Annotated in this window: 20 protein-coding genes; 9 read left to right on the top strand and 11 right to left on the bottom strand. The window is 62.5% G+C overall.

Going from position 1 to position 24350, the window contains the following annotated elements; all coding sequences use genetic code 11:
* The first annotated feature begins 95 nt into the window (after window positions 1–95).
* The gene (locus LH365_RS15040) at window positions 96–1112 is read left to right on the top strand and encodes a cupin-like domain-containing protein (RefSeq protein ID WP_226746167.1); all 1017 of its coding nucleotides are present in this window, start codon (window positions 96–98) and stop codon (window positions 1110–1112) included.
* 59 nt (window positions 1113–1171) lie between these two features.
* Here LH365_RS15040 and LH365_RS15045 read toward each other — a convergent pair whose 3' ends face one another.
* The 3 genes from LH365_RS15045 to LH365_RS15055 all read right to left on the bottom strand — a co-directional run bounded on the left by LH365_RS15045 (window position 1172) and on the right by LH365_RS15055 (window position 5892).
* A complete protein-coding gene (locus LH365_RS15045; protein ID WP_226746168.1) occupies window positions 1172–1600 on the bottom strand; it encodes a MucR family transcriptional regulator in 429 nt (142 codons plus the stop codon).
* Window positions 1601–1843: 243 nt separating this feature from the next.
* Window positions 1844–2896, bottom strand: a complete 1053-nt coding sequence (locus tag LH365_RS15050; RefSeq protein WP_226746169.1) for a phosphatidylinositol-specific phospholipase C1-like protein — start codon at window positions 2894–2896, stop codon at window positions 1844–1846.
* Between the two features lie 215 nt (window positions 2897–3111).
* Window positions 3112–5892: a TonB-dependent receptor gene (locus LH365_RS15055; protein ID WP_226746170.1), complete on the bottom strand. Its 2781-nt coding sequence runs from the start codon at window positions 5890–5892 to the stop codon at window positions 3112–3114.
* A 326-nt stretch (window positions 5893–6218) separates the two neighbouring features.
* Here LH365_RS15055 and LH365_RS15060 point away from each other — a divergent pair, with 326 nt between their 5' ends.
* Both LH365_RS15060 and LH365_RS15065 read left to right on the top strand, forming a co-directional pair.
* The gene (locus LH365_RS15060) at window positions 6219–6770 is read left to right on the top strand and encodes an NADPH-dependent FMN reductase (protein WP_226746171.1); all 552 of its coding nucleotides are present in this window, start codon (window positions 6219–6221) and stop codon (window positions 6768–6770) included.
* Window positions 6771–6775: 5 nt separating this feature from the next.
* A complete protein-coding gene (locus LH365_RS15065) occupies window positions 6776–7054 on the top strand; it encodes a SelT/SelW/SelH family protein (protein WP_226746289.1) in 279 nt (92 codons plus the stop codon).
* Window positions 7055–7110: 56 nt separating this feature from the next.
* Here LH365_RS15065 and LH365_RS15070 read toward each other — a convergent pair whose 3' ends face one another.
* From LH365_RS15070 to LH365_RS15095, 6 genes are all read right to left on the bottom strand, one after another.
* A complete protein-coding gene (locus LH365_RS15070) occupies window positions 7111–7659 on the bottom strand; it encodes a fasciclin domain-containing protein (protein WP_226746172.1) in 549 nt (182 codons plus the stop codon).
* A gap of 108 nt (window positions 7660–7767) precedes the next feature.
* The gene (locus tag LH365_RS15075) at window positions 7768–8214 is read right to left on the bottom strand and encodes a thiol-disulfide oxidoreductase DCC family protein (RefSeq protein ID WP_226746173.1); all 447 of its coding nucleotides are present in this window, start codon (window positions 8212–8214) and stop codon (window positions 7768–7770) included.
* Window positions 8215–8250: 36 nt separating this feature from the next.
* Window positions 8251–9636 (bottom strand): phosphoesterase, encoded by a 1386-nt coding sequence (locus LH365_RS15080; protein ID WP_226746174.1) that lies wholly within the window; start codon window positions 9634–9636, stop codon window positions 8251–8253.
* Between the two features lie 164 nt (window positions 9637–9800).
* Window positions 9801–10460 (bottom strand): GntR family transcriptional regulator, encoded by a 660-nt coding sequence (locus LH365_RS15085; RefSeq protein WP_226746175.1) that lies wholly within the window; start codon window positions 10458–10460, stop codon window positions 9801–9803.
* A gap of 190 nt (window positions 10461–10650) precedes the next feature.
* Window positions 10651–11673, bottom strand: a complete 1023-nt coding sequence (locus tag LH365_RS15090) for a 4-hydroxyproline epimerase (protein WP_226746176.1) — start codon at window positions 11671–11673, stop codon at window positions 10651–10653.
* A gap of 114 nt (window positions 11674–11787) precedes the next feature.
* A complete protein-coding gene (locus LH365_RS15095) occupies window positions 11788–12702 on the bottom strand; it encodes a dihydrodipicolinate synthase family protein (RefSeq protein WP_226746177.1) in 915 nt (304 codons plus the stop codon).
* A 77-nt stretch (window positions 12703–12779) separates the two neighbouring features.
* Between LH365_RS15095 and LH365_RS15100 the strand changes: the two genes are divergently transcribed.
* Genes LH365_RS15100 through LH365_RS15115 form a run of 4 tightly spaced genes read left to right on the top strand, consistent with a single transcriptional unit; the run spans window position 12780 to window position 15824 of the window.
* Window positions 12780–14009: an FAD-binding oxidoreductase gene (locus tag LH365_RS15100; RefSeq protein WP_226746178.1), complete on the top strand. Its 1230-nt coding sequence runs from the start codon at window positions 12780–12782 to the stop codon at window positions 14007–14009.
* A gap of 9 nt (window positions 14010–14018) precedes the next feature.
* Complete coding sequence (locus LH365_RS15105; protein WP_226746179.1) at window positions 14019–15200, top strand: Xaa-Pro peptidase family protein; 1182 nt, start codon at window positions 14019–14021, stop codon at window positions 15198–15200.
* A gap of 52 nt (window positions 15201–15252) precedes the next feature.
* Complete coding sequence (locus LH365_RS15110) at window positions 15253–15552, top strand: antitoxin of toxin-antitoxin stability system (protein WP_226746180.1); 300 nt, start codon at window positions 15253–15255, stop codon at window positions 15550–15552.
* Window positions 15549–15824 carry a type II toxin-antitoxin system RelE/ParE family toxin gene (locus LH365_RS15115; protein WP_226746181.1) on the top strand — a complete coding sequence of 92 codons (276 nt, stop codon included), beginning with the start codon at window positions 15549–15551 and terminating at the stop codon, window positions 15822–15824. Before LH365_RS15110 ends, LH365_RS15115 begins: the two co-directional genes overlap by 4 nt.
* Here LH365_RS15115 and LH365_RS15120 read toward each other — a convergent pair.
* Complete coding sequence (locus LH365_RS15120; protein ID WP_226746182.1) at window positions 15821–16702, bottom strand: glycoside hydrolase; 882 nt, start codon at window positions 16700–16702, stop codon at window positions 15821–15823. The genes LH365_RS15115 and LH365_RS15120 overlap by 4 nt on opposite strands.
* A gap of 1 nt (window position 16703) precedes the next feature.
* Window positions 16704–18512, bottom strand: a complete 1809-nt coding sequence (locus LH365_RS15125; RefSeq protein WP_226746183.1) for a DUF885 family protein — start codon at window positions 18510–18512, stop codon at window positions 16704–16706.
* Window positions 18513–18602: 90 nt separating this feature from the next.
* Between LH365_RS15125 and LH365_RS15130 the strand changes: the two genes are divergently transcribed.
* Window positions 18603–21023, top strand: coding sequence for a glycoside hydrolase family 127 protein (locus LH365_RS15130; protein ID WP_226746184.1), 2421 nt, complete (start codon window positions 18603–18605; stop codon window positions 21021–21023).
* 60 nt (window positions 21024–21083) lie between these two features.
* Window positions 21084–24293 (top strand): glycoside hydrolase family 2 TIM barrel-domain containing protein, encoded by a 3210-nt coding sequence (locus LH365_RS15135; RefSeq protein ID WP_226746185.1) that lies wholly within the window; start codon window positions 21084–21086, stop codon window positions 24291–24293.
* The last annotated feature ends 57 nt before the right edge of the window (window positions 24294–24350 follow it).

Genomic DNA, 24350 nt, shown 5'->3' on the forward strand with positions numbered 1-24350 from the left:
ATGAAAATGGTGGGGCGGGCTTGACTTGACAGCGCGGGACAATCGAATCTGCACGCCAAATCCGCCGCCCGTGAAAGGCGAGAAAGAGAGATTCGATGAGCCCGCACACAGCACCGGTCGAGGCCGTGGACCCGGCGGACATTTCGGAGGTGCGCACGCGGATCCGCAGAGGTGTCGCCCCCTTCGTGGCGCGGGATCTGGTGGCCCGCTGGCCGGCCGTGATCAAGGCGCGCGAAGGCATGGCGGCGCTGGCGGCCTATCTGAGCGATCTCGACAATGGCCGTCCGGCGACGGTGCTCAACGCCAGTCCGCACATAAAGGGCCGCTTCGGCTATACGCCCGACCTGGAAGCGTTGAATTTCAGCCGATCAGAACAGACCTTGTCCGAGTTCATGGCCGGGCTGCTTCGCCTCAGCGCGCATCCCCTGCCGCCGGGCCTTTATCTGCAGTCGGCCCCGGCAGCCGATCATGCGCCGGATTTCGCTGCGCAGAACCCGATGCCGTTGCTGCCCGCGGAAGTCATGCCGCGTTTGTGGATCGGCAATGCGACACGCGCGGCGCTGCATAACGACCATGATCTCAATCTGGCCTGTGTGGTGGCCGGACGGCGGCACTTTCTGCTGTTTCCGCCTGATGAGGTCGACAATCTGTACATCGGTTCGCTGAGCCATACGCCGTCCGGGCGCCCCATCTCCGTCGCCAATCTCGACGCGCCGGACTATGAGGCCTTTCCGCGCCTGCGTCAGGCGTTTGAGCGCGCGCAGTCGGTAACGCTGGAGCCGGGCGACGTCCTGTTCATCCCGCGCTACTGGTGGCATCAGGTGACGGCGGAAGGGCCGGTGGGTATGCTGGTCAATTTCTGGTGGGGCGCCTATGCCAGCCCGCTGGAAAACCCCGCCATCGCCTTCAATCAGGCCCTGGCCTGTCTGGCCGGGTTGAGCGAGGCCGACCAGGCCTACTGGCAAAAGATGTTCCGCCGGCATATCGCCGATCCGCGACCTGAGGATTTCGCGCATCTGCCGCCGGAAGCCCACAATCTCAGCGCGGCCGAGCGGCGGGGGCTGCTGTCGGAACTGGACAGCGTGATGCGCCGCCATTTCGGCTCAAAATAAAAATGGCAGGCCGTGAGGGGCCTGCCATTTCCATTTCCGATCTTAGGAAGGTCGAAAGCTCAGGATGCCTTGCGCGGCTTGCGGGCGGCCTGACGACCGCCGGTGCCGAGGCCCATCTGCTTGGCGAGGTTCGAACGCGCCGCGGCATAGTTCGGGGCCACCATCGGATAATCCTTCGGCAGGTTCCATTTGGCGCGGTATTCTTCGGGGCTCATATTGTATTTGGTGCGCAGGTGACGCTTGAGCGACTTGAACTTGCGGCCGTCTTCCAGACAAATGATGTAATCGTCGGAGATGGACTTCTTGATCGAAACGGCGGGTGTCTTGGCTTCCTCGATTTTTGCTTCCGGCTCGCTGGCCAGGCCGCCCAGCGCCTTGTGCACCGAATGGATCAGTGCGGGCAGCTCCGAAGCGGGCACCGAATTATTGCCAACATACGCGGTGACAATGTCGACAACCAGATCGGTCAGCTTGTTTTGATCTTCCATAATCAAGAATCCTCTTTTACCTTTCCTTTCCAAAACAGCAGTTTGTGTCGTAAGTCAACTGAGGTGATATAAAAAATTGAAATAAATGCCCTGTTTAGGAAGTTTCGAAACGGCTAAACACCTGGGAATTGTGTTCACCACAGTATAGAGAACAGAGATTACTGCGCAGCCACATCTATCCTTAGGCGCAGTACACCCGCCCTTGACCTAGGGTAAGGGCGGGCACTGTCGTTATCGGCGAAATCACTTGTCCGCCTTAGGGATGCGCACCGGATTGGCGCGGGCGGCGACGGTTTCCGGCAGGTGTACGCTATAGGAACTCCATTCGCGGCGTGGCGTGGGGTAGTCGGTAGAGATATACTGAGCACCGGACTCAAGGGCCTTTTCGAAGCGCGTGCGGTCGTTGGTGCGCGCTTCTCTGGTTTCGGCGTCGGCGCGGGTGCGCACGATGAAGCCAGATTTTACGACGGCTGTTATACGTGCGAACTGTCCAACCGGATCATTGAGGGTGAAATAGGCGGCGTGGGCGGCGTCTTCGGAGACCGAATTGACGAAGACGGGCAGGCCCTCCAGCGAGGCGTGGCCGCGCATATAGACCGCCACCTTGGCGGGGCCTTCGTCGAGCGCGAAAAAGACCTTGCCGCGCGCGGCTTCGAGCGTGGGCCAGCCGCCGGCCCGTGCGCCTTCGCGCAGGGTTTTGTGCGTGCCGCGCACGTCGTCTGGCTCGATAAGGCGCTCAGGACCAAAAACCGAGCGGATTTCGCTATCCAGCGCGTCGAAGGCCCTGGCGTCGTAGTCGAACGGCTTGACGCCGCCTTCGAGGCTGGGCTGACCGTCCTTGGCGTTCATCATGATCAGGATCGGCACGTGGTGCGGATGGGCGTCGGACCAGTCGCGAATCTGCGTCAGGCACTGCACGAAGGTGCGGCAATGGCTGCGCACGTCGGCGTCGGGCATGTGCAGCACCTTATAGCCCGGCTTGTCCATGCCGGTGGCGTCGTAGGGCTCGCCGCTGATCTGCGGCAGGCGCGGATGGGCGTAACGGCCGCCTTCGGGGTCGTAAAGGAGGTCGATCTCCAACTGGCGCATGCCGAGATCAAGCTGCTGCGCCAGCGGCAGGTGGCCGTAGTCGAGCGCATCGGCGCCCGCGCCATGGCGGGCGCGGATCAGGGCCAGTTCGGACGCCGGAATGGCGATGTTGTAGCTGTTGTGCGTGCCGACCGTCTGGATGTCGTTCATGTGCAGCCCGGCGGGCGCCGAGGGCTCAAGAGATTGTGCCGGCAAGACGCCGGGCATGGCGCACAGCAGCAGCGCAATTTTTAGAGCGAGATGATTTAAAGTGGAAACATCATCTCGCTCTAAGTTTTTGAGTGGTCGCACAATTTTTCCGAAAAGTGGTGCCCACTTTATCGGATTGCGCTCTAGCGAACGGATCATCGTCGACTCCGGTAAAAAGACAAGGGCACGGACCTTGCGGCCCGTGCCCTCTCTTACGCTGACTTTGTGACGGATCAGAACTCGACGCGCAGGCCCAGGCTGACGCGGCGGCCCGACAGTTCGTAGGTCGTCGGGAAGGACGGGTCCATGGTGTAGCCGGTGGTGGCTTCGTCCGTCATGTTGATGCCCTTCAGGCTGAGCTGGGCCTTGTCGCTGATGTTGTACGACACCGAGAAATCGACCTGACCGTAGCCGTCGCGCCAGATCGGGTACATTTCGTAACCGATCCCTTCGACATACTCGTCCTTGTAGTTATAAGAGACGCGCGCATCGAAGCGATCATTTTCGTAATAGGCGGTGAAGTTATAGGTGCTTTCGGCCAGGCCGATCGGCGGGGTCGGGATTTTCAGGATCGACGTGCCGGTCAGCGAGTTATCGAGCATGGTGTAGTTGGCATTGATACCGAAGCCTTCGAGGCGCGGGTGGATCAGACCGAACGGCACAACGGCGACCAGTTCAACACCCGAAACCTCATAGGATCCTTCGGCGTTAATCGGCTGATAGACGTCGAAGGTATAGACGCCATCGATCGTGCCGTTGGCATTGTACTTCGTCACGTTCGGCACCGTGCCGGTCAGGGCCTGACGCACTACGCCCTCGATCTCCTTCCAGAAGTAGGAGGCCGAGACCAGACCGCCTTGCGGCAGGTATTTTTCAAGACCAACTTCCCACTGCTTGGCGTAGGTCGGCTTCAGATTCGGGTTGCCGTCGGTGAAGCGGAACGAGTTGAAGCTGGCCGTGCGCTTGTAGGCGAGGTCGGTCAGGGCCGGACGCATCAGGGTTTCCGAGGCGGCCGCGCGCAGGATCAGGTCGTCCATCAACTCGGCCGTGGCGTTGAAGCTCGGCAGCCACTTCTGATAGGTGCCTTCCATCGACACGGGGGCGGCGGTGTAACCGGTCGTACCATTGGGGTTCTGGATCTGATGGTAGCCCGCCGAGGTGACCGTGGTATCGACATAGCGCGCGCCGGTGTTGATTACGACCGGCACCGGGCCGATGTCGAAGGCGAAGTCGGCCATGGCGTAGGCGCTGGTGACCTGCTCGGCCACTTCGTAATACTGCGAGACGTCGTAAGGCGTGACGAAGCCGGCATAGCGGAAGGTCTTGCGGGCGTACTCATTCGACACCTGCTGCCAGTTCAGGTCGCGTACCGTGTATCCGCCGCCCGGCACGATGTCGCCGATCCATTGCAGTTCGCTGTCCGCCAGGGTGCGGGTGTTCAGCCACGCCGTGCTGCCGGCAGAGGGGCCCTGAATGTTACGCGAGCCATACTGACGCTCTTTCGACTTGTCGGTATAGCGCACGCCAACCGAGACGCTTTGCAGGGCCGGGAAGGCCGACAGGGCGAAGCGACGGGTATAATCGACCTGAGCTGCGTACTTGTCGTCCGTGACTTTTTCGAGCGTGGTTTCATAGGCCTCAAACAGGTATTTGGACGGCGAATTATACATGTCGATCGAGGCCGGATTGGCGCTTTTGATCGTTTCGCCGCCGGTCGCCGTCCAACGGGTACGCGACGGGGCATAGGCGACGTGCTTCAGATTGGCGTAGTCGGTGGTCTTTTCCGCGCCTGAATAGCCAGCGATGGCCTTCAGGTGCCAGTCGGTGCCGCGCCAGTTCAACTCACCGCCGAACTGGGCATAGTCGGTTTCACGGATGGTTTCCTTGCTCAGGAACTCATGTTGGGTCGCCGTATAGGAAACATCGCGCAGGACGGTCATGCCGTATTGCGACAGGGTCTGCTTATCATAGGCGTGGACGGTCTCGAAGGTCGAACGGCTGGAGGCCGAATAGGCGGCGATATCGTACTCGTCCTCGGTCGAGTCGTAGCTGCCGATCATGGCGTCAAAAGCGAGGTTGAAGTTCGATGACGGGCGGTACTGGATCGCGGCGGTCGCGCCCCACTTGTCCTGATCATTAAGATAGACGCGGTCGCCGACCTTGTCCTGGAAGATGATGCGGCCGGTCACGTCGCGGTTGTCCATGTCGGCGTCCGACAGGTTAAGACCGACGTCGCGCAGCAGGGTGGCGCGGGCCGTGGCTTCACGCGTGCCGCCGGCTTCGAGGAAGCGGAAGGCCGGGCGGAAATTGATGCCCGAGTTGGAGTCGGTGCGGTTGGTGCGCTGGGTCTTCGAGAAGGAGACCAGCGCGCCCCAGTCGCCCCAGGTCTTGCTCGCGAGGAAGGACATGCGCGGGTCGATCTCTTCGGAGATCGAATTGTGGGCCTGCTCGACCGACAGAACGAACTTGCTGCCTTTAAAGTCGAACGGGCGCGCCGTGGTGATATCCACTGAACCGGCGATACCGCCTTCTTCGTCAGCCGCTGTCGGCGACTTGTGCACCGTGACCTGTTGCAGGATTTCCGAGGCGAAGATGTCGAACTCGACATCACGGCCGCCACTGCCCGAAGCGGTGGCCAGCTCATTGATCGAAACATGGGTGAATTCGGATGGCAGGCCACGCACGCTCACGCGGGTGCCAAGACCCTTGTTGCGCTCGATGGTGACGCCCGGTACGCGCTGCAGCGCTTCGGCGAGGTTCTGTTCCGGGAAGTCGGCGACGTCGGTGGCGACGATGGAGTCCGAGAAGCCGATCGTCTTGCGCTTGATGTCGACGGCGCGCTCAAGGCTCTTGCGGTAGGTGCCGGTGACGACGATGGTTTCGATGCCGTCTTCGCCGGTCGCGGCCTGCGTCGATGCGGCGGTGTTCTGAGTGGCGTCCTGAGCCGCCGCGACGAACGGCGACATGGCCGTGGCGACGACGATCGCCGTCGTGCAGAGAACTTGCTTCTTCATATTATGCCCCAAAAAAATGCCGCCGGAGAGGGCGGTCAAAAAGTGCCGCAGCCCGTTATCCCCAGGCACACGGGCAAGTTGTCACGGCGCGTTCGGGCCAATGACAGCGCTCACCCCCTATCGGCGCTGGATGACAGGCAAATGACAGCGAGAGCCCATGGCGGCCTACAAACGGTTGCAATGCGGCGAATTGGTCATGGATAAGTCATGTTTCGGCCTTTCTGTTGCGAAAAGGCCATAATATCGCCCGGGCCGCGAATCCGCTTTTGGACTTGCCCGGCGCAGGCGTCCGGCGCAGGATCGCGCCGCATTTCACGGAGAGTCCCATGCCCAAAATCGCGGTTCTGGTCGGTAGTCTGAGGCGGGAGTCGCTCAACAGGCAGTACGCCCACGCCATCGAAAAGATCGCGGCGGGGCGGCTTGACTTCCGCTATGTCGATATGGACCTGCCGCTCTATAATGAAGACCTGTGGGTCTCGCCGCCGGACAAGGTTGTGCAACTCAAGGCGGCGATTGCCGACGCCGACGGCGTGCTGATTGTGACACCGGAATATAACCGCTCGGTGCCGGCTGTGACCAAGAACGCCATCGACTGGGCCTCGCGTCCCTATGGCCAGAATGCGTGGAAGGGCAAGCCTGTGGCTGTTACCGGCGCGTCGCCGGGGCGGCAGGGCACGGCAGTGTCGCAGTCGCAACTGCGCAGCACTCTGGTTATTCTCGAAACGGTGGTCATGGGCGGGCCGGAGGTGTACATGACCTTCACCAAGGACCTGCTGGACGCCGGCGGGGCTTTCGCCAGTCCGGATACGGCGAAATTCATCGACGGCTTCGTCGAGAGCTTCGCGCGCTGGGTGCAACTGACCGGCGGCAGGTCGTGACAGCTATGACGGGACCGCGCGTATCGATCCTCTACTGCACCCAGTGCAACTGGCTTCTGCGTGCGGCGTGGATGGCGCAGGAACTGCTGTCGACCTTCGGGGCCGATCTGGGCGAGGTGGCGCTGATCCCCGGCGCGGGCGGGCGCTTCGAGATTCACACCGATGGCGTGCTGATCTGGGAGCGGGTCCGGGAGGGTGGCTTCCCCGACGCCAAGGTATTGAAACAGCGCGTGCGGGACGTCATCGCACCGGACCGCGATCTGGGCCATTCGGACCGCAAATAGCGTCGCCATAAAAAAGGGGGCCGAAACATTCGACCCCCCTTTGAATGCCTTATCTCTTATTTAGGCATAACCACCTTGTCGATGACGTGGATGACGCCATTCTTTTGATAGAGATCGGTGGTGGTCACGGTGGCGACCCCGCCCGCTTCGTCGGTCAGCAGGACCTTGCCGCCGGACAGCGAAGCCGTCAACGTGTCGCCGCTGACCGTGGTGATGGTGTACTTGCCGTTATGGGCATTAATGGCGGCGATCAGATCGGCGGCCTTCACCTTACCGGCGACGACGTGGTAGGTCAGGATCTTGGTCAACTGCGCCTTGTTTTCCGGCTTGACCAGCGTGGCCACCGTGCCTTGGGGCAAGGCGTCGAAGGCCGCATTGGTCGGCGCGAAGACGGTGAAGGGACCGGGGCCGGAGAGGGTGCCCGCAAGGTCCGCCGCCTTCACGGCTGTAACCAGAGTGCTGAAGTTCGGATTGCCGGCGGCCGTTTCGACGATGGTCGTGGTGGGCTTGGCGCCGTGATCGTGGGCGAGCGCTGCCGCCGGGAGGGTCAGGCTGGTGGCCATCAGGGCGATCGTCAGCTTATGCAATAGATTGCGCTTGGTCATAGGGTTAATCTCCGTCTGTTGGGGGGTGCCGAACGTGGCGATAAACTCGGAACTAGAAGCGCTTCTGGTTATCTATACGGCGGGCGGCCAACTTTAGATTAAGCGGCTCTAAGGCTGACGCATGGGCCGCGCACCGAGACAGCGGGCGATACGCGACAGGGCCGGGCGCAGGGGCAGGAAGGCGCCATAGGCGCGCTCCAGCAGCCACGCCACGCCGGGCAGGCGGGCCAGTCGCGCCAGCCAGCGCCAGCCCGGCACCTGCGACCAGATGGCGATAAAGGCGCGGGCCCCGGACTCCAGCGTGCCGTCCGGCTGGCGCACATGCAGGCGACGCAGGGCGGCCTCGCGTGGCAGGTCGTCGCCGGGTGCGGCTTCGGAGCCGGCCACATCGACAAAGCGCAGGGTGTCACCGGCCCGAGCCGAATAGTAGCGGATTTCCGTCGAACAGAGGGCGCACGATCCATCGAAATAGACGGTCAGGCCGTCACGGCAGACCGTACCGCAGGCGGCGATTTCGGGGCTGGGCGTATCGGATTTGTCAGGCGTCTGTGTCATGCGCCTTTTACGCCCTAAACCGGCATTTAGACGCCTTTAGCGCACCTTGATATAGACCGGGCTGCTATAGACCCACAGATCCGGCCACGGGTTTTCGCCCAGAGGATCGGGGAGGGGCTCGGCCTCATCGGTCGAGGTGCCGCGCAGGCGCAGATAGGCGTCGGTGGTGGCGGTGAAGGCCCATTTCAACGTCACGATCTCACCGTCGCGGTGCCAATCGGCGGGGGTGAAGGTTTTGACCACCTTCGTCGTTTCGTTGCGCTCCGCCGCCTTGCCGGTGATTTCGCCCATGATGAGGTCGACGCGCCTGAGGTCTGGACGGTCTCCATTGGCGTTCGGGCCGGCCGGGTCGCGCAGACGCACGGAAACGGTGACGGTCTGACGTTTTTTGAACTTGGCGGTTTCGCCGATATGGGCGCCACCCACATCCATATCCAGTTCGCTGACCAGATCGCCAGTGGCGATGAAGACGCGACCGGCGCGTAAGCCCGCCAGTATGTCCGCCGGGTCTTTGCGCGCCTTGACGTAGGTCTTGGCGTACTGGCCGGGCCAGAAATCCTCGCCGCCATCGGCGACATTGCGGTGCGAGTCCGAGGTGGCGGTGACGATGAAATGGCGGCCTTCGCCCAACAGCGCATCCCACACGCCGCCGACCTTCGCTGTCATGGCGTCGAAGCCGCCGAAGGTCGGGGACTGCTCGTAATAGCCGCGCTTGCGCAGGGTTTCCGGCGTGGCGTTGGCTTTGAGGCTGGTGCCCTGATGGCCCGGCGCGCCCTCCATGCCGACGGCGACGTCGGGGGCGGTGTCCATCCACTGGCGCAGGGATTGCGGCGTGTGGCGGCCATAACCGTCCGGCGTCTTCGCGCCGCGCGAGGGGTGGTTGGCGATGACGAGGGGTTTGGGGTTCAGCCCGTCCATTTCCTTCAGCGCCGCGATCATGCGCGCCGGATCGTCGCGGGCGGGGTCTTTGGCTTCGTGGGCGTTGTAGCTCTGCTCCAGATGGCGCAGGGTCTCGGCCTCTTTCGGGTCGATGGCCATGATCAGGCTGGAATGATCGCCGCCGGGCGTATCGAGTTCCATGCCGAAGAACTGGATCAGATCGGGCACGGCCTCGCGCGCTTCCAATAGCTCAGGATAGGCCTGTTCGTAGCGCAGCTTCGACAGCCCTTCGCCGCCGTGGTCGATCAGCACGACCCAACTCAGGCCGTACTGTTGCGCGCGGCGGGCGTTTTCGGGAAGGGTGTAGATGCCGTCCTTGCCCAGCACGTAGGCGCCGTCTTCGGCGCGCTTGCCGGAAAAGCGGCTGTGGACATGGTGATCGCCGGCCTGCCAAGTCCTGGCTTCGCCTTTGCGTGACTCTTCAGCGAGCACCGGGCCGGAAAGGGCTGTAAGCGCGGTGAAGGCAAGGCAGGTCAGACGCATGAAAAAGGCTCCCGTTTCCGGGAGCCTTCTATCGGTCGATTGTGACAATTTTTGCTCGGCCTATGCCCCGAACGCGCCGTCAATCGTATGCATGGCCCCGGTTACGAAGGAGGCTTCCGGTCCGGCCAGCCAGCAGGGCGCTTTCCAGTATCGTGACGGGGAGATCAGGCAGGTTTCTCGTTCTCGAATTCCTTGCGCAGATCGTAGAGGGTTTCGGCGATGTGATCGTGCATCAAGGCCGAAGCCTCTTCGCCCTTGCCCTGCATCCACAGGTTCAGAAGCGTCGAGTGTTCTTGATGCGCGCGGTCGTCGCGGCCGGCGGGCTCAAGGTGTTTGGAGACATAGCGCTCGGCGATGATGTTGAGGCGCTCGATAATCTGCAGCGTCACCTGCCGGCCCAGCGGACGGACGAGCGACAGGTGGAAGGCGCGGTTGAACCTGCCCACCTCGCTCTTGTGATCTTCGGCGGCGGCGCGGTCCAGCGCTTCCAGCGCTTCGCGTGCGGCCTTGTGGTCGGCAGGCGTGGCCAGGGCGGCGGCCTGAGCCACGGCTTCCGGTTCGATCTTCAGGCGCAGGGCGTAGACTTCCTCGACTTCCGAGACGGTCATCGGGCGGACGAAGAAGCCGCGATTGGCCTGAGAGGTCAGGAGACCTTCCTGCTCCAGCCGGACCAGCGCTTCGCGCAGAGGAATCTTGCTGACGCCGAGTTCGGCGGCCAGCGCATCCTGACGGATGGCCATATCCACGGGCAGGGAGCCGGAGATGATCCGATCGCGGACCAGAGTGAAGATTTGCTCGGAGAGGGTTTGGACGACCAGCGCCATGGAGGACTCGATGCGAGAGGTTATATATTATACATTTTTGTAACAGTGTGCCGTTAAGTCCGACAAGTCAACATGTGTAACGTGATTCTGTGCACAAGGTGAGGCCGTACTCCTTTGCCATGAACGAAAAGAGGGCGCAACGGCTGTCCGTTGCGCCCTCCGTTTACGGATTGTCGCAGGTGTGCCCGGATCAGACGACCTGAAAACCTTCCCAGAACTGATCCTCCTGATCGATCCAGATGGTGTTGAAGCCGGTCGAAATGGCCGAACCTTCGATCGAGGGGATGATCGCCTTCTGACCGTTGAGATCGACTTCCTTGGTCACCACGCCGGTGAAGCGGCTGCAGATATAGCTCTGGTGGATGAAGGCTTCGCCCACAGCGAGGCGGCCGGTGGCGTGCAGGTGCGCCAGACGCGCCGAGGTGCCGGTGCCGCAGGGCGAGCGGTCGATGGCGCGCTCGCCGTAGAAGACGGCGTTGCGGCCGTGGGCGGGGTTGGTCTCACCTTCCGCGTTCTTCGGCTTGTCGGCCCACAGGACATGGCTGACGCCGCGGATGGTCGGATCGAGCGGGTGGACGGGCTCATAGACTTCGCGGACCATTTTACGGATAGTGCGGCTCAGTTCGATGAGGCGCGCCGCGCCCAGATCGTCGAGCCCGGTATAGGGGCCGTCGGCGGTGGGCTCGATGATGGCGTAGTAGTTGCCGCCATAGGCGACGTCGAGCGAGATGCGGCCGAAGTCCGGCACGTCCAGCTCGATGCCGGTCTTGGCCAGATAGGCCGGGACATTGGTGATCTTCACCGCCGTGACCTTGGGGCCATTGGTCTTGAAGTCGATGTCGATAATGCCGGCAGGCACTTCGAGTTTGAGCTTGCCCGGCGTGCGCGGCGTGACCAGACCGTTTTCCAGCGCAAACGTCACCATGCCGATGGTGCCGTGGCCGCACATGGGCAGGCAGCCGGAGGTTTCGATGAACAGGATGCCGGCATCGGTGTCTTCGCGCGTCGGCGGATAGAGGAAGCCGCCCGACATCATGTCGTGGCCGCGCGGTTCGAAGCACAGGCCGGTTCGGATCCAGTCGAAGCGGTTGAGGAAGTCCTGTCGGCGTTCGGACATGGTCGCGCCGTTCAGCAGCGGCGCGCCGCCGGAGACCAGACGCACCGGATTGCCGGCGGTGTGGCCGTCTATGCAGGAGAAGGTATGGCGAGTCATTTGCGTAAACCCAAAAACGAAAAATCCCCAGGATCGACCGCAGGCCGCCCCAGGGGATTTCACTTACGTACCTGATGGGGGCGCATGGGGGAAGCGACCTTCCCCCATGACGTATTAGGCAGCCTTGTTGATCGACAGAGACGGACGCGAAGCGGCGGCGTCTTCGACCATCTTCGTGACCTGAGCGCGACGCTCGCCGATCAGGGGCAGGCGCGGCATACGGACGCGTTCCGAACCGCGACCCATGATCTGCTCGGCCAGCTTGATCGACTGGACCAGATCGTGATCGGCGTCGAGGTGCAGCAGCGGCAGGAACCAGCGGTAGATTTCGAGAGCCGTCTTGGTGTCGCCGGCCTCCAGAGCCTTCACCAGCATGACGGATTCATGCGGGAAGGCCGAAGTCAGGCCCGAAACCCAGCCCTGGGCGCCCAGCAGCAGGCCTTCGTAGGCCACATCGTCGAGGCCGGCGAAGATCGAATAGCGGTCGCCGAAGGCGTTGTAGACGTCGGTGAAGCGGCGGGTGTCGGCGGCCGACTCCTTGATCGCCACGATATTCTTCACCGGGCGCAGCGCTTCGAGCGCATCGTTGCCGATATTGACGCGGTAGGCGGTCGGGTTGTTGTACAGCATGATCGGCAGGCCGGTCGCATGGGCGACCTGCGTGAAGTGCTCGACCAGTTCGTTGGTCTTCGGGACGTAAACCATGGCCGGCAGCAGCATCAGGCCGGTGGCGCCGATCTTTTCAGCGTCCCTGGCAAAGGCAACGGCGCGCGGGGTGGTCAGTTCCGAAGTGCCGACGACGACCGGCACACGGCCGTTGACGACTTCGACGATGGCCGACAGCAGGGTGCGCTTTTCGTCGGGCTCAAGCGAGTTGTTCTCGCCGCAGGTGCCCAGAGCAATGATGCCGGTGACCCCGTCCTTGATGAGGTCATCGATTACGCGCTGGCTTTCCGGCACGTCGATGGATAGGTCTTCTTTAAATTGCGTGGTGACTGCCGGAAACACGCCGCGCCAATCGACTTTCATAGTTTACTCCAACTGCTTGCGTAAGAATATATACCGTATACAATATGCGATGATGCGGCGCAAGAAGGATCGTACGTTTGTCTAAGGTAATTGTGGTCGGTGGCGGAATCGTAGGTTTATCCGTCGCCTATGAGCTTCAGAAACGCCGTGGTGATGTGATTGTGCTGGACCCGGATACCCCCCGTACGGGCGCATCCTACGGTAATGCGGGCCATATTGCTATAGAGCAGGTTGAACCCCTGGCGTCGTGGGGATTGATTCGCAGCGCCTATCGCCGCTGGTTCGCGCGGGGCGGCGCATTGTCCTTTCCCGTGTCGGGTTTTACGGCATGGTTGCCCTTCGGTCTGCGGCTGATGGCGGCGGCGGCGCCCGCACGCTTTAACAGAGGCAAGGCGGCGCTGTCGGCCCTGATGCAGGAGGCGATGCCGGCCTGGCGGCGGCTGGTCGCCGATCTGGGCGCGCCGGACCTGATCCGCGATGACGGGCATTATGTGGTGTGGGAAAGCGAATCTTCGGCGCAGGCCGGTCTGGCGGCGTGGCTCGATACCGATACCGGAACCGCACGCTTTCATTCGCTGACCGGCGGGGAGATGGCGGCCGTGTCGGCGCTGACCGGCAAAAAGATATATGGCGGCGTGCGTTTCGAGAATACGGGTCAGGTGGTCGATAATCGCCGGTTGCTGGAGCGGCTGGAGGCGGCCTTTGTCGAGGCGGGTGGGCAGGTGGTGCGGCAAAAGGCCGTGGCGCTGACCCTTCGTGACGGTCAGGCCCAGGTGCAGACCGACGACGGGGTGATGCGGGCGGCGGAAACCGTGATCGTCTGCGCGGGGGCGCGCTCGAAACCGCTGATGGAGGGAATCGGCTACAAGGTGCCGATGATCGCCGAGCGCGGCTATCACATACAGAGCGCGCAACATGGCTGGCCTGAAGGGATGCCGCCGGTGGTGTTCGAGGATCGCTCGATGATCGTGACCGGTTTCGAGGGCGGGTTGCGCGCAGGGAGCTTCGTCGAACTGAACCAGCCCGATGCCGCGCCGGATGCGCGCAAGTGGCGGAGGCTCAAGGCGCATGTGGCCGATCTGGGCCTGCCGATGCAGGGGGAACCGGCGCAGTGGATGGGCATTCGTCCGACCCTGCCCGACTATTTGCCGGCTATCGGGCGCAGCGACAAGGCGTCGAATCTCTACTATGCCTTCGGCCATCAGCATCTGGGTCTGACGCTGGGGCCGGTCACCGGTGAGATCGTCGCCGATATGGTCGATAGCGGCACGGGCCCGCAGGCCTTCGATATCAAGCGTTTTGGATAGGAAGTAGACATGAGTATTGGCGGTTCCACCATCGAAGCCGAACTGGCGAAGCTGAGCCCGCCCGTCGCGGCGGCGGCTATCGGCGACAGCGAATATCAGGCGCGTCTGGACAAGGCGCGCCGTCTGACCCGCGACATGGGTGCCAAGGCGCTGCTGGTCGGGGCGGGGGCGTCCTTGCGCTATTTCGCCGGCGTGCCGTGGGGGGCGTCGGAGCGTCTGATCGCCATGCTGCTACCTGTGGAGGGTGAGCCGCTGATCATCTGTCCCTATTTCGAACGCGGCTCGCTGGAAGCCGATCTGAAAATACCCGCCGAGCTGCGCCTGTGGCAGGAGGATGAGAGCCCGCACGCCCTGATCAAACAGGCTATGGCCGATTTCGGCGGTGGCGTGATTGCTATCGATCCGGCCATGTCGTTCGAGATGATCAGCCGCCTGATGCGCGAAACGGGGCTTGAGGTGCGCGAGGCGTCCTCCGTGATCAATGGCTGCCGCATGTACAAGTCGGCGGCGGAACTGGCCCTGATGCAGCAGGCCAAGTCGATGACCGAAACCGTGCACAAGGCGACGGCGCGTATCCTGAAGGATGGCATCACCACCACCGAGGTGATCAACTTCATCGAGGCGGCGCATCGTCGGATGGGTGCGGCGGGCAACAGCTTCGTCATCGTGCAGTTCGGCCACGCCACCGCCTATCCGCACGGCCTGCCGGGTGTGCAGAGCCTGAAGGAAAACGACCTCGTCCTAGTCGACACGGGTTGCTACGTGCAGGGCTATACGTCCGACATTACCCGCACCTATATCTACGGGCAGGCGACGGCGGAGCAGCAGCGCATCTGGGACATCGAAAAGGAAGCGCAGGCCGCTGCCTTCGCCGCGGTCGAGGTGGGCAGGCCCTGCGAAAGCGTCGACTATGCCGCGCGCGCTATTCTGGAAAAGCACGGTTTGGGGCCGGACTATCAGCTTCCCGGCACACCGCACCGCACCGGCCACGGCATCGGCCTGGCCATCCACGAGCCGGCCTATCTGGTGCGCGGCGACAAGACGCCGCTGGTGCCCGGCATGTGCTTTTCCAACGAGCCGATGATCGTGGTGCCGGAGCGCTTCGGCATCCGTCTGGAGGACCACATGTATGTGACGGAATCCGGCGCGAAGTGGTTCACCGAGCCGCAGGCGGCGATCAACCGGTTGTGAGCGAGGTACTGACGGTGTATATACATCGTCAGTATTTTCTGTGGAGGTCGACATGTCCAAGGACGCCGTATTCACGATGAAGATCGAGCCGGAACTGCGCGAGGCCTTTATGGCCGAGGCAGCGGCGGCGCATCGCCCAGCTTCGCAAATCGTGCGCGACTTCATGCGCGACTTTGTGGAACGGCAAAAGAAAGATCGTGAATACGACGCCTGGTTCCGTGCTGAGGTCGAGGCTGGTCTCAAAGAGGCCGATGATCCCAACACGGTATGGTATACCCAGGCAGAGGTCGAAGCCGATATGGATCGCCAGCGTCAGGACTTTATGGCCCGACTCAAGGCGCGCGGTGAATGAAAGTTGTGCTGTGGGCGGAGGGAGCCCGCCGCAGCCGCAATGAAGCGCTGGACTATATCTTTCAGGATAGTCCCAATGCGGCGACCTCTCAACTTGAACATATCCGAACGCAGACGCGATTGCTGGCAGAGCACCCCCATATCGGGCGACCGGGACGCATCCGGGGCACGCGCGAACTGGTCATCCGGCATACGCCGTTCATTGCTGTGTACCGCGTGACCGAAAATGCTGTGCAGATAGTACGTTTCCTGCACGGTGCGCAAAACCACTAAGAATAACAGTCGTTTTTCAGGTCCGCCGGGCGGCTGTTCAGGCGGGCGGCGTGGCGATAGAAGGCATCGCCGCGGATATGGTGATTGCGGCCATAGACCTCGGCCAGCACGGCGTAAAGCGGCGGGTCGTGGTGTTTGAGGTCGGCGTCGTCGACCACCACCAGAGCGTCCAGCCTGTACGCCATGTTCGAGTTGAACCAGAACTGCGTGCCTTCGGCCCAGTATTCATCGACATTGAGCGCCATATAGGCCGCGCGCCACAGCCCCTTCGCCTTGGCGTTTTGGAAGGCGGCGTCGACGCGGCGCATCAGGGCCGGGTCGCGCGTGCGGATGGCGTTGAGGATGTTGTGCGAAAACTCGTGCACCAGAATATTCTCGCCGTAATAGCGCGTGCCCGGCACGGCCAGCAGGTTTTCCGCCGCGCCGGTGGTGTAAAACCCGCCCATGCCGCGGGCGCGGGCGTCCCAGTAGTCGCGGTCGCTCATGCGGCCGATGGTCGTGGCGTAGTCGCGCACGTCGCATTTCGACAGGCGCGGGTCGTCGATGGCGGGCTTCTTCCAGTGGCGCTGTTCGGGCAGGTCGGTGGTGGTCTCCGACTGCGCCATGACGCCGACGCGCGCGCCTGAGCGGATCAGCGTATCGCGCAGGTCCGGCCTGTGGACCAGCAGGGTCACCACGATGTCGCGAGCCGCCTGCATCGCCGCTTCCGGCACCTGCGCCGAGCCGACGACGGGGATGCCGTTCGCGTCGAGATATTGCCGATAGAAGGGATCGAGACCCAGAAAGGAGGGGGGCGGAGTGATGCCCGATGCCGCCTTCACCGGTCCGCCCATGGCCGCCAGCATAAGCAGCGCCGCCGCGATCCCTTTTACGCGCATGTCAGTCCTGTCCTTCATACGGGCTCTTGCCGCCCTCGGCGATGAACTGATCCGTGCGCGCTTCGATCACGGTCAGCGGCACCGAGCCAAGGTCGAGGATCATGTCATGGAAATTGCGCAGGTCAAAGGTGTCGCCCAGCGCTTTCTCCGCCTTGTGTCGCGCCTCCCAGATGGCCATTTCGCCCATATAGTAGCTAAGCGCCTGACCCGGCGTGTTGATGTAGCGGTCGGTTTCGGTGGTGATCTCATGCTCCGACAGCGCGGTATTGTCGCGCAGGAAGGCCAGCGCCTGATCGCGGGTCCAGCCCTTGGCGTGCATGCCGGTATCGACCACGAGGCGGCATGCGCGCCACATCTGATAGGTCAACATGCCGAAATGCTCATAGGGCGTATGGTACATGCCCATTTCGACGCCGAGACGTTCCGAATAGAGTGCCCAGCCTTCGCCATAGGCCGAAATATAGAGTTGCTGACGGAATTCCGGCAGGCTCTTGTTTTCCTGCGCGAAGGGCATCTGCATGGCGTGGCCCGGCGCGCCTTCGTGCAGGACGAGGGCGGGCAGGGTGTAGAGCGGGCGCGATTTGAGGTTATAGGTGTTGAGTATCAGCACGCCCGGCCCGCCATTGCCGCCGGTATTATAGGGGGCGATGGCGTCGGGCGTCGGGATGACGGCGAAACGCATACGCGGCAGGCGGCCGAAATAGTCCTTGGCCTTGCCATCGAATTCCTTGGAAATACGAGAGCCGCGATCGAGGAATTGCTGCGGCGTGTCGACGTAGAATTGCGGATCGGTGCGCAGGAAGTCGTTGAATTCCTGCAGCGTGCCGGAATACTTCACCTGCCTCATCACGTCGTGCATCTCGGCCTTGATCTTGGCCACTTCGTCCAGACCGATCTGATGAATCTGATCCGGAGTCATGTCGTTGGTGACGTATTCGCGGATCAGCGACTGATAATAGGCCTTGCCGTCGGGCAGGTCGTAGGCGGCGATGGTCGGGCGCGCCTTAGGCATATATTCGCTGCGCACATAGGCCAGAACCTTCTTGTGCGCCGGGATGACGCTCTTTTCGATGGCCTCCTTGCCCAGACGGCGCAGTTCCGCCTGTTTTTCCGCCGAGATCGAGGCCGGCAGGGTCTTGAACGGGCCGTAAAAGCTGGTCTCCTCGGTCGCCTTGCCCTCATAGGGAATGGTGATCGAGGAATCGCGGCCCTGAATCGAGATGCGCGAGGGGGTGAAGCCGCGCTTGAGACCGGCGCGCATGTTTTCCAGATTCTGGTCGAAGGACCGCGGCACGTCGTTCAGCCAGGCGATGTAGTTGCGCACGTCTTCCTCGGTGCGCAGCGTCCGGCGCGTGGCCCAGCTCAGGCTGTTCCAGAAGCCCCAGTTCATCTCGTAGCTGCGGAAGGTCTGGTCGGCCAGCAGCGTGGAAATCTGCTGCTTGTAGACGATGTAGTTGATCTGTTCGGCGGAAGACAGGCTCTTCGGATCGATGGCATTCAGCTTCGCCATCACCTCGGTCCACTTCTTCTTTTTCATCTCCTGAAAGGCCGGCGACACGTCGGGCATGCGGTCCGGCGTCTTGCCTTCCTCGCGCGGGCTGAGCGTCTGACGCCACTCCCATTCGTCCTTGAACAGGGCCTGAAACGCCTGATCGGCAAAGGCCGCCGGGGTCGCTTGGGTCGGGGTCTGAGTCGGGGTTTGGGCGTGTAGCGGCAGGGCGGCCAGACCTGCGGCCAGAGCCAGTCCGGCGGCGAGACTCAGGGCAAGGAGAGAGGATTTTGGGCGTGCAATCGATGTTTGCGGGAACATGGAGGCCTCTGGGATGAAAGAGTAGTTGTCATATCGTATACGGTATAATAACGTCTCTGCAATGGTCTTTTCCACATGGAAGTGTTGAAAATGAGCGAACCCCGTCATGCTGTGAGCCGCCGTTATCTGTTAGCGGGCGCGGCCTTCGGCGCCGTCGCCGGCAGCGTCCCGATGCTGGCCCACGCCGTCGCCCCGCTCAGCCTGCCGGACAGCGCCGAGCCTTTGCCACTGAAAAGTGTGCGCCTCCTGCCGTCGCGCTACAAGCACGCGGTGGACATCAACACCACCTATATGATGACGGTCGAGGCCGACCGGCTGCTGCACAACTATCACAAGTTCGCCGGGCTGCCCGTGAAGGGCGAAATCTACGGCGGCTGGGAGTCGGACACCATCGCGGGCGAGGGGCTGGGCCACTATCTGAGTGCGCTGTCGCTGATGTACGCCCAGACCGGCAATGCCGACTGCAAGACGCGCATCGACTACATCATCGACGAACTGGAAAAGTGCCAGACCGCTCACGGCGACGGTTATGTCGCGGGCTTCATGCGTAAGCGTAAGGATGGGACAGTGGTCGACGGGAAGGAGATTTTCCCGGAGATCATGGCGGGCGACATCCGTTCCATGGGTTTCGACCTCAACGGCTGCTGGGTGCCCTTCTATAACTGGCATAAACTCTATGCCGGCCTGCTGGACGCGCAGACCTATACCGGCAACGACAAGGGCATAAAGATTCTGGTCGGTCTGTCGGGCTATATCGAAAGGGTCTTCGCACCGCTGACCGATGCGCAGATCCAGACCGTGCTCGACTGCGAGTACGGCGGCATCAACGAGTCCTTCGCCGAGCTTTATGCGCGCACCAAGGACCCGCGCTGGCTGAAAATGGCCGAGAAGACCTTCTATCATAACAAGGTGCTCGATCCGCTGGCGCAGCGTCAGGACCAGTTGGCCAATCTGCACGCCAACACCACCATCCCCAAGCTGATCGGTCTGGCGCGTCTGCACGAACTGACCGGGCAGCAGAGCTACGCCACGGCGTCGGACTTCTTCTGGGAGCGCGTGACCAAACACCACAGCTTTGTCATCGGCGGCAATGCCGACCGCGAACACTTCTTCCAGCCGGACAATGTCGCCAAGCACGTCACCGAGCAGACCTGCGAAAGCTGCAACACCTATAATATGCTCAAGCTGACGCGGCATCTGTATAGCTGGGCGCCGGACGCCAGCTATTTCGACTATTACGAGCGCGCGCATCTCAACCACATGCTGGCGCAGCAAAACCCGACGACCGGCATGTTCACCTATATGATGCCGCTGATGGCGGGGACGGCGCGGCGCTTCTCCAATCCCTTCAACAACTGGACCTGCTGCCACCTGAGCGGCATGGAGACCAACTCCAAGCACGGGGATTCGATCTATTGGCAGAGCAAGGACACGCTGTTCGTCAACCTGTTCATCCCGTCCACGGCGGAATGGGCCGAGCAGAAGGCCGCGTTCGAGCTGACGACGCAGTATCCCTATGACGGCAAGGTGGCGCTAAAGTTGACCCGCCTGACCGGCGCGAAGACCTTTACCGTTGCCGTGCGTATTCCGGGCTGGGCCAAATCCTCGACTCTGTTGATCAATGGCAAGCCCGCCCTGGCTTCGACGCAGAAGGGCTACGCCCTGATCAAGCGTAAGTGGGCGGCCGGGGATGTGGTGACGCTCGACCTGCCACTGGAACTGCGGCTTGAGACGCCGCCGGGAACAGACAAGGTGGTGTCGGTCCTGCACGGGCCGTTGGTGCTGGCCGCCGATCTGGGCGAAGCCGGCCCGCCGACCCGCGGCGAAGTCTGGCAGGGCACGCCGCCGGTGCTGGTCGGGGCCGACATTCTGGCCGGTATCAGGCCGGTGGCGGGGGAGGCGGCGACCTGGCGCACCGAAGGCCTCGGCCGTCCGGGCGACATCACGCTCAAGCCCTTCTACGCGCAGTATGAACGCCGCATCGCCGTCTATTTCAACCGCTATACCGATGCCGAATGGGTGGTGGCGCAGGAAGAGTTGCGGGCCGAGCAGGCGCAGTTGAAGGCCTTGGCCGAACGCTCGGTGGACATCATGTATCTGGGCGAGATGCAGCCCGAACGCGACCATAATCTGACGACGGGCGGGGCCTCCTATGCGGTGACCTATCGCGGACGCAAAGGGCGCGACGCGCGCACCGACGGCTTCTTCGAGTTCGATATGGCGGTGACCAAGGACGGCAAAGACGCGGGCCCGCTGGTGCTTCAGGCGACCTATTGGGGCTCGGAAGTCAACAAGGACTTTTACATCGCCGTGGATGGTCAGCGCATCGCCAATCAGAAGCTGACCGGCGCAAAGCCGGGCGATTTCTTCGATATCGACTACGCCATTCCGCACGAACTGACGCGCGGCAAGGCAAAGGTGCGCCTCCGCTTCGAGCCGGCGGCGATGAGCCGCTGCGGGCCGGTCTTCGGCGTGCGTCTGGTTCGCGCCGACGTGGCGAAGACGGCATAGCAATCTACGACACCCCGACGCGAGCCGCGTCGGGGATATTTTTGTGTGTGAGGTAGAGTGATGGTGAACAAGCGCGTGGCGCGTCGCGCCGTGGTTTCGGTTTCGGCGCTTTTGGCGGTAATGGCTACGGGCGCGATGGCCCAAACAGCAGACGAAATCCGGGCCGCCGAGATCAAGGCGATCGAGGCCGCACCGCCGCCGGATGTCACCGGCCGCGCCGAGTGGGAGCAGCCCGAAGTGCTGGCGGTCAACCGCCTGCCGATGAAAGCGACCTTCTTCAACTATGAGAGCGTGGACAAGGCCGTGGCGGGCGACCTTACGGCGTCGGGCAACTATCTGTCGCTCGACGGGACGTGGAAATTCGCCTTCTCCAGGACGCCGGAAACGCGCCCCGCCGACTTCTACAAATCCGATTTCGACGTGTCGAACTGGGGCACGGTGCAGGTGCCGGGCATACTCCAGGCGCAGGGCTACGGCGTGCCCTTGTTCAGCGCCGCGGGCTATCCGTTCGGGGCCAATCAGCCCTTCGTCAATCACGAGGTCAATGAGGTCGGCTCCTACCGCCGCGACTTCGATTTGCCGGCGGATTGGACCAAAGATGGAAACATTTCCAAGGATGTTTTCCTGCACATCGGCGCGGCGGGCGCGGCCTATTATATCTGGGTCAACGGCCAGAAGGTGGGCTATTCCGAGGATTCCAAGCTGCCGTCCGAGTTCGACCTGACGCCCTATGTCAAGGCGGGCAAGAACAGCATCAGCATCGAACTGTACCGCTATGCCGACGGCTCCTATCTTGAGGATCAGGATTTCTGGCGTTTGTCGGGCATCGAACGCTCGGTCTATGTCTATGCCGAGCCGAAAACGCGCCTGAGCGACTATACGGTCAAGGCTCTGCTGGATAAGACCTATACGGACGGCGTCTTCTCGCTGAAGGCCGAACTGGGTGGCGTCAAGGGGGCAGGGACCCTCACCGCCACGGTCTATGACGGCGAGACGGCGGTGCTGACCACGAAGGGTCGCGCAACGACGCAGAAGGCCGCCCAGCTTGCGGGCACGATCAAGAACGTAAAGCCGTGGTCGGCGGAGACGCCGAACCTTTACCGCATGGTCATCGAGTACCGTGACGTCAAGGGGAGCCTGATTTCGGCCACGTCGAAGAAGATCGGCTTCCGCACCATCGAGATGCGTAACGGCGAGGTGCAGGTCAACGGCAAACGCGTGATGATCAAGGGCGTCAACCGCCACGAACACGACCCGCACACCTTCCGCTTAGTCTCGCCGGAGACGACGCGCAAGGATATGGAGCTGATGAAGCAGGCGCACGTCAATGCCCTGCGTATGTCGCACTATCCGAACGACCCGCACGTCTACGACCTGGCCGACGAATACGGCCTCTACGTGATGGACGAGGCCAATATCGAGAGCCATACCTATATGGCGATGATCCGCGACATCGATCAGCGCCATAAGGCCCAACTCGGTTACAAGCCGCACTGGTACGCCGCGCATCTGGATCGTGTGGCCCGTATGGTCGAGCGCGACAAGAACGTCACCTCGGTCGTCTTCTGGTCGCTGGGCAACGAGGCGGGCATCGGGCCGGCGTTCGAGAAGGCGGCGAAGTGGGTGCGCGATAACGATAAGACGCGCCTGCTCAACTTCCTCGGCTACGGCACGATCGGCGAAGAACACCGCCCCAACCTCTATGTCGACCTCTATGCGCCGATGTACGACGACATCGAGAAGATGGCCGACTATGCGAAGGATGACCGTTACACCCAGCCGATGATCCAGACCGAATACGCTCACGCCATGGGCAATTCGCTGGGCAATCTTGAGGAATACTGGGAGACCATCCGCGCCTACAAGAAGCTGCAGGGGGGCTTCATCTGGGACTGGGTCGATCAGGCGATGATCCTCAAGGACGAAAAGGGCCGCGACTACTGGGCGCAGGGCTTCGACTATCCCAAGGGCACGTGGCGCGACAACGCCATCATCGGCGACGGTGTCATTCAGGCCGACCGCACGCCCGACCCGGAATATTTCGAGCTTCAGAAGGTCTATTCGCCGGTGGTCTTCGAAGGCGACCCCAGGTCGGGCAAGCTGACCGTCATCAATCGCAATGATCTGATCGACCTGTCGGGCTACGAGTTCGGCTGGAAGCTGGAAAAGGACGGCGTGACGGTGAAGACCGGCGCGCTCTCCGGCGTCAATGCGCCGGCGGCGGGGCGCGCCGACGTGGCGCTCGATCTCGGCGCGGGGGGTTATGAGGCGGCGTCGGAATATGTGCTGACTGTCTCGGCGGTGGCGAAGGACGACCGGATGCCGGGCCTGCCCAAGGGCTCGTCGATGGGCTGGACGCAATTCGTTCTGCAGGCCGCCCGACCCGCGGCGCTCACGGCGTCGGGCCCGGTCAAGGTGACGAAGACCGCGGCTCAGGTCGAACTGAGCGCCGGGCCGTCGCGTCTGACGCTCGATGCCAAGACGGGTGAGGTCCAGTCGTATGCGGTCAACGGGCAGGTGATGCTGACCGGGGGCACGCCCTATTTCTGGCGCGGCCTGACCGACAATGACGAAGGCACCGGCGTCGCCACCAGCCATGCGATGTGGAAGCAACTCAGCGAGAAACGCACGCTGGAGACGCTCGACGTGTCCGACGCGGGCGAGGTCAGGGTCGGCTGGCGCGTCGGCGCCGGCTCGGTGAAATTCACCACCACCTATCGCCTCTATGGCGACGGGACGCTGGATGTGAAAGCCGACTATGTGCCGGTGCGCGACGACCTGCCCGATCCGCTGCGCGTGGGGATGAAGTTCTCGACCCACCCGGCGCTGACCAATATCCAGTGGTACGGACGCGGGCCGCAGGAATCCTACTGGGATCGCAAGACCGGCGCGGCCATCGGCCTCTACGAAGGCAAGATCGCAGACCAGTATCACGACTACATCCGGCCGCAGGAATCGGGCAACAAGACCGATGTGCGCTGGATGGCGCTGACTACCGCAAACGGCGCGGGGCTCAAGGTCACGGGGCATCAGCCCCTGTCGGCCAATGCCCTGGCCTTCCCGGTCGAGGACCTCTATCTTCAACCGACCGGTCAGCGCCATTCGTCGGACATCGTGCCGCACGGCGACGGCACGCTGATGATCGACGCGCTGCAATCGGGCGTGGGGGGCGACACCGGCTGGAACTGGATCGGACGGCCGCTGATGAAGTATCGCATCCCGCACGCGCCGTTGCGCTACGGTTTTACGCTTAGTCCTGTGGGTAAATAAGGGTTAGTCTCAGGCGTGACATAATCCGCAACCATCCTGCGGTTCTCGGAATCGTTT

The organism is Asticcacaulis sp. AND118, assembly GCF_020535245.1.
Lineage (GTDB): Bacteria > Pseudomonadota > Alphaproteobacteria > Caulobacterales > Caulobacteraceae > Asticcacaulis.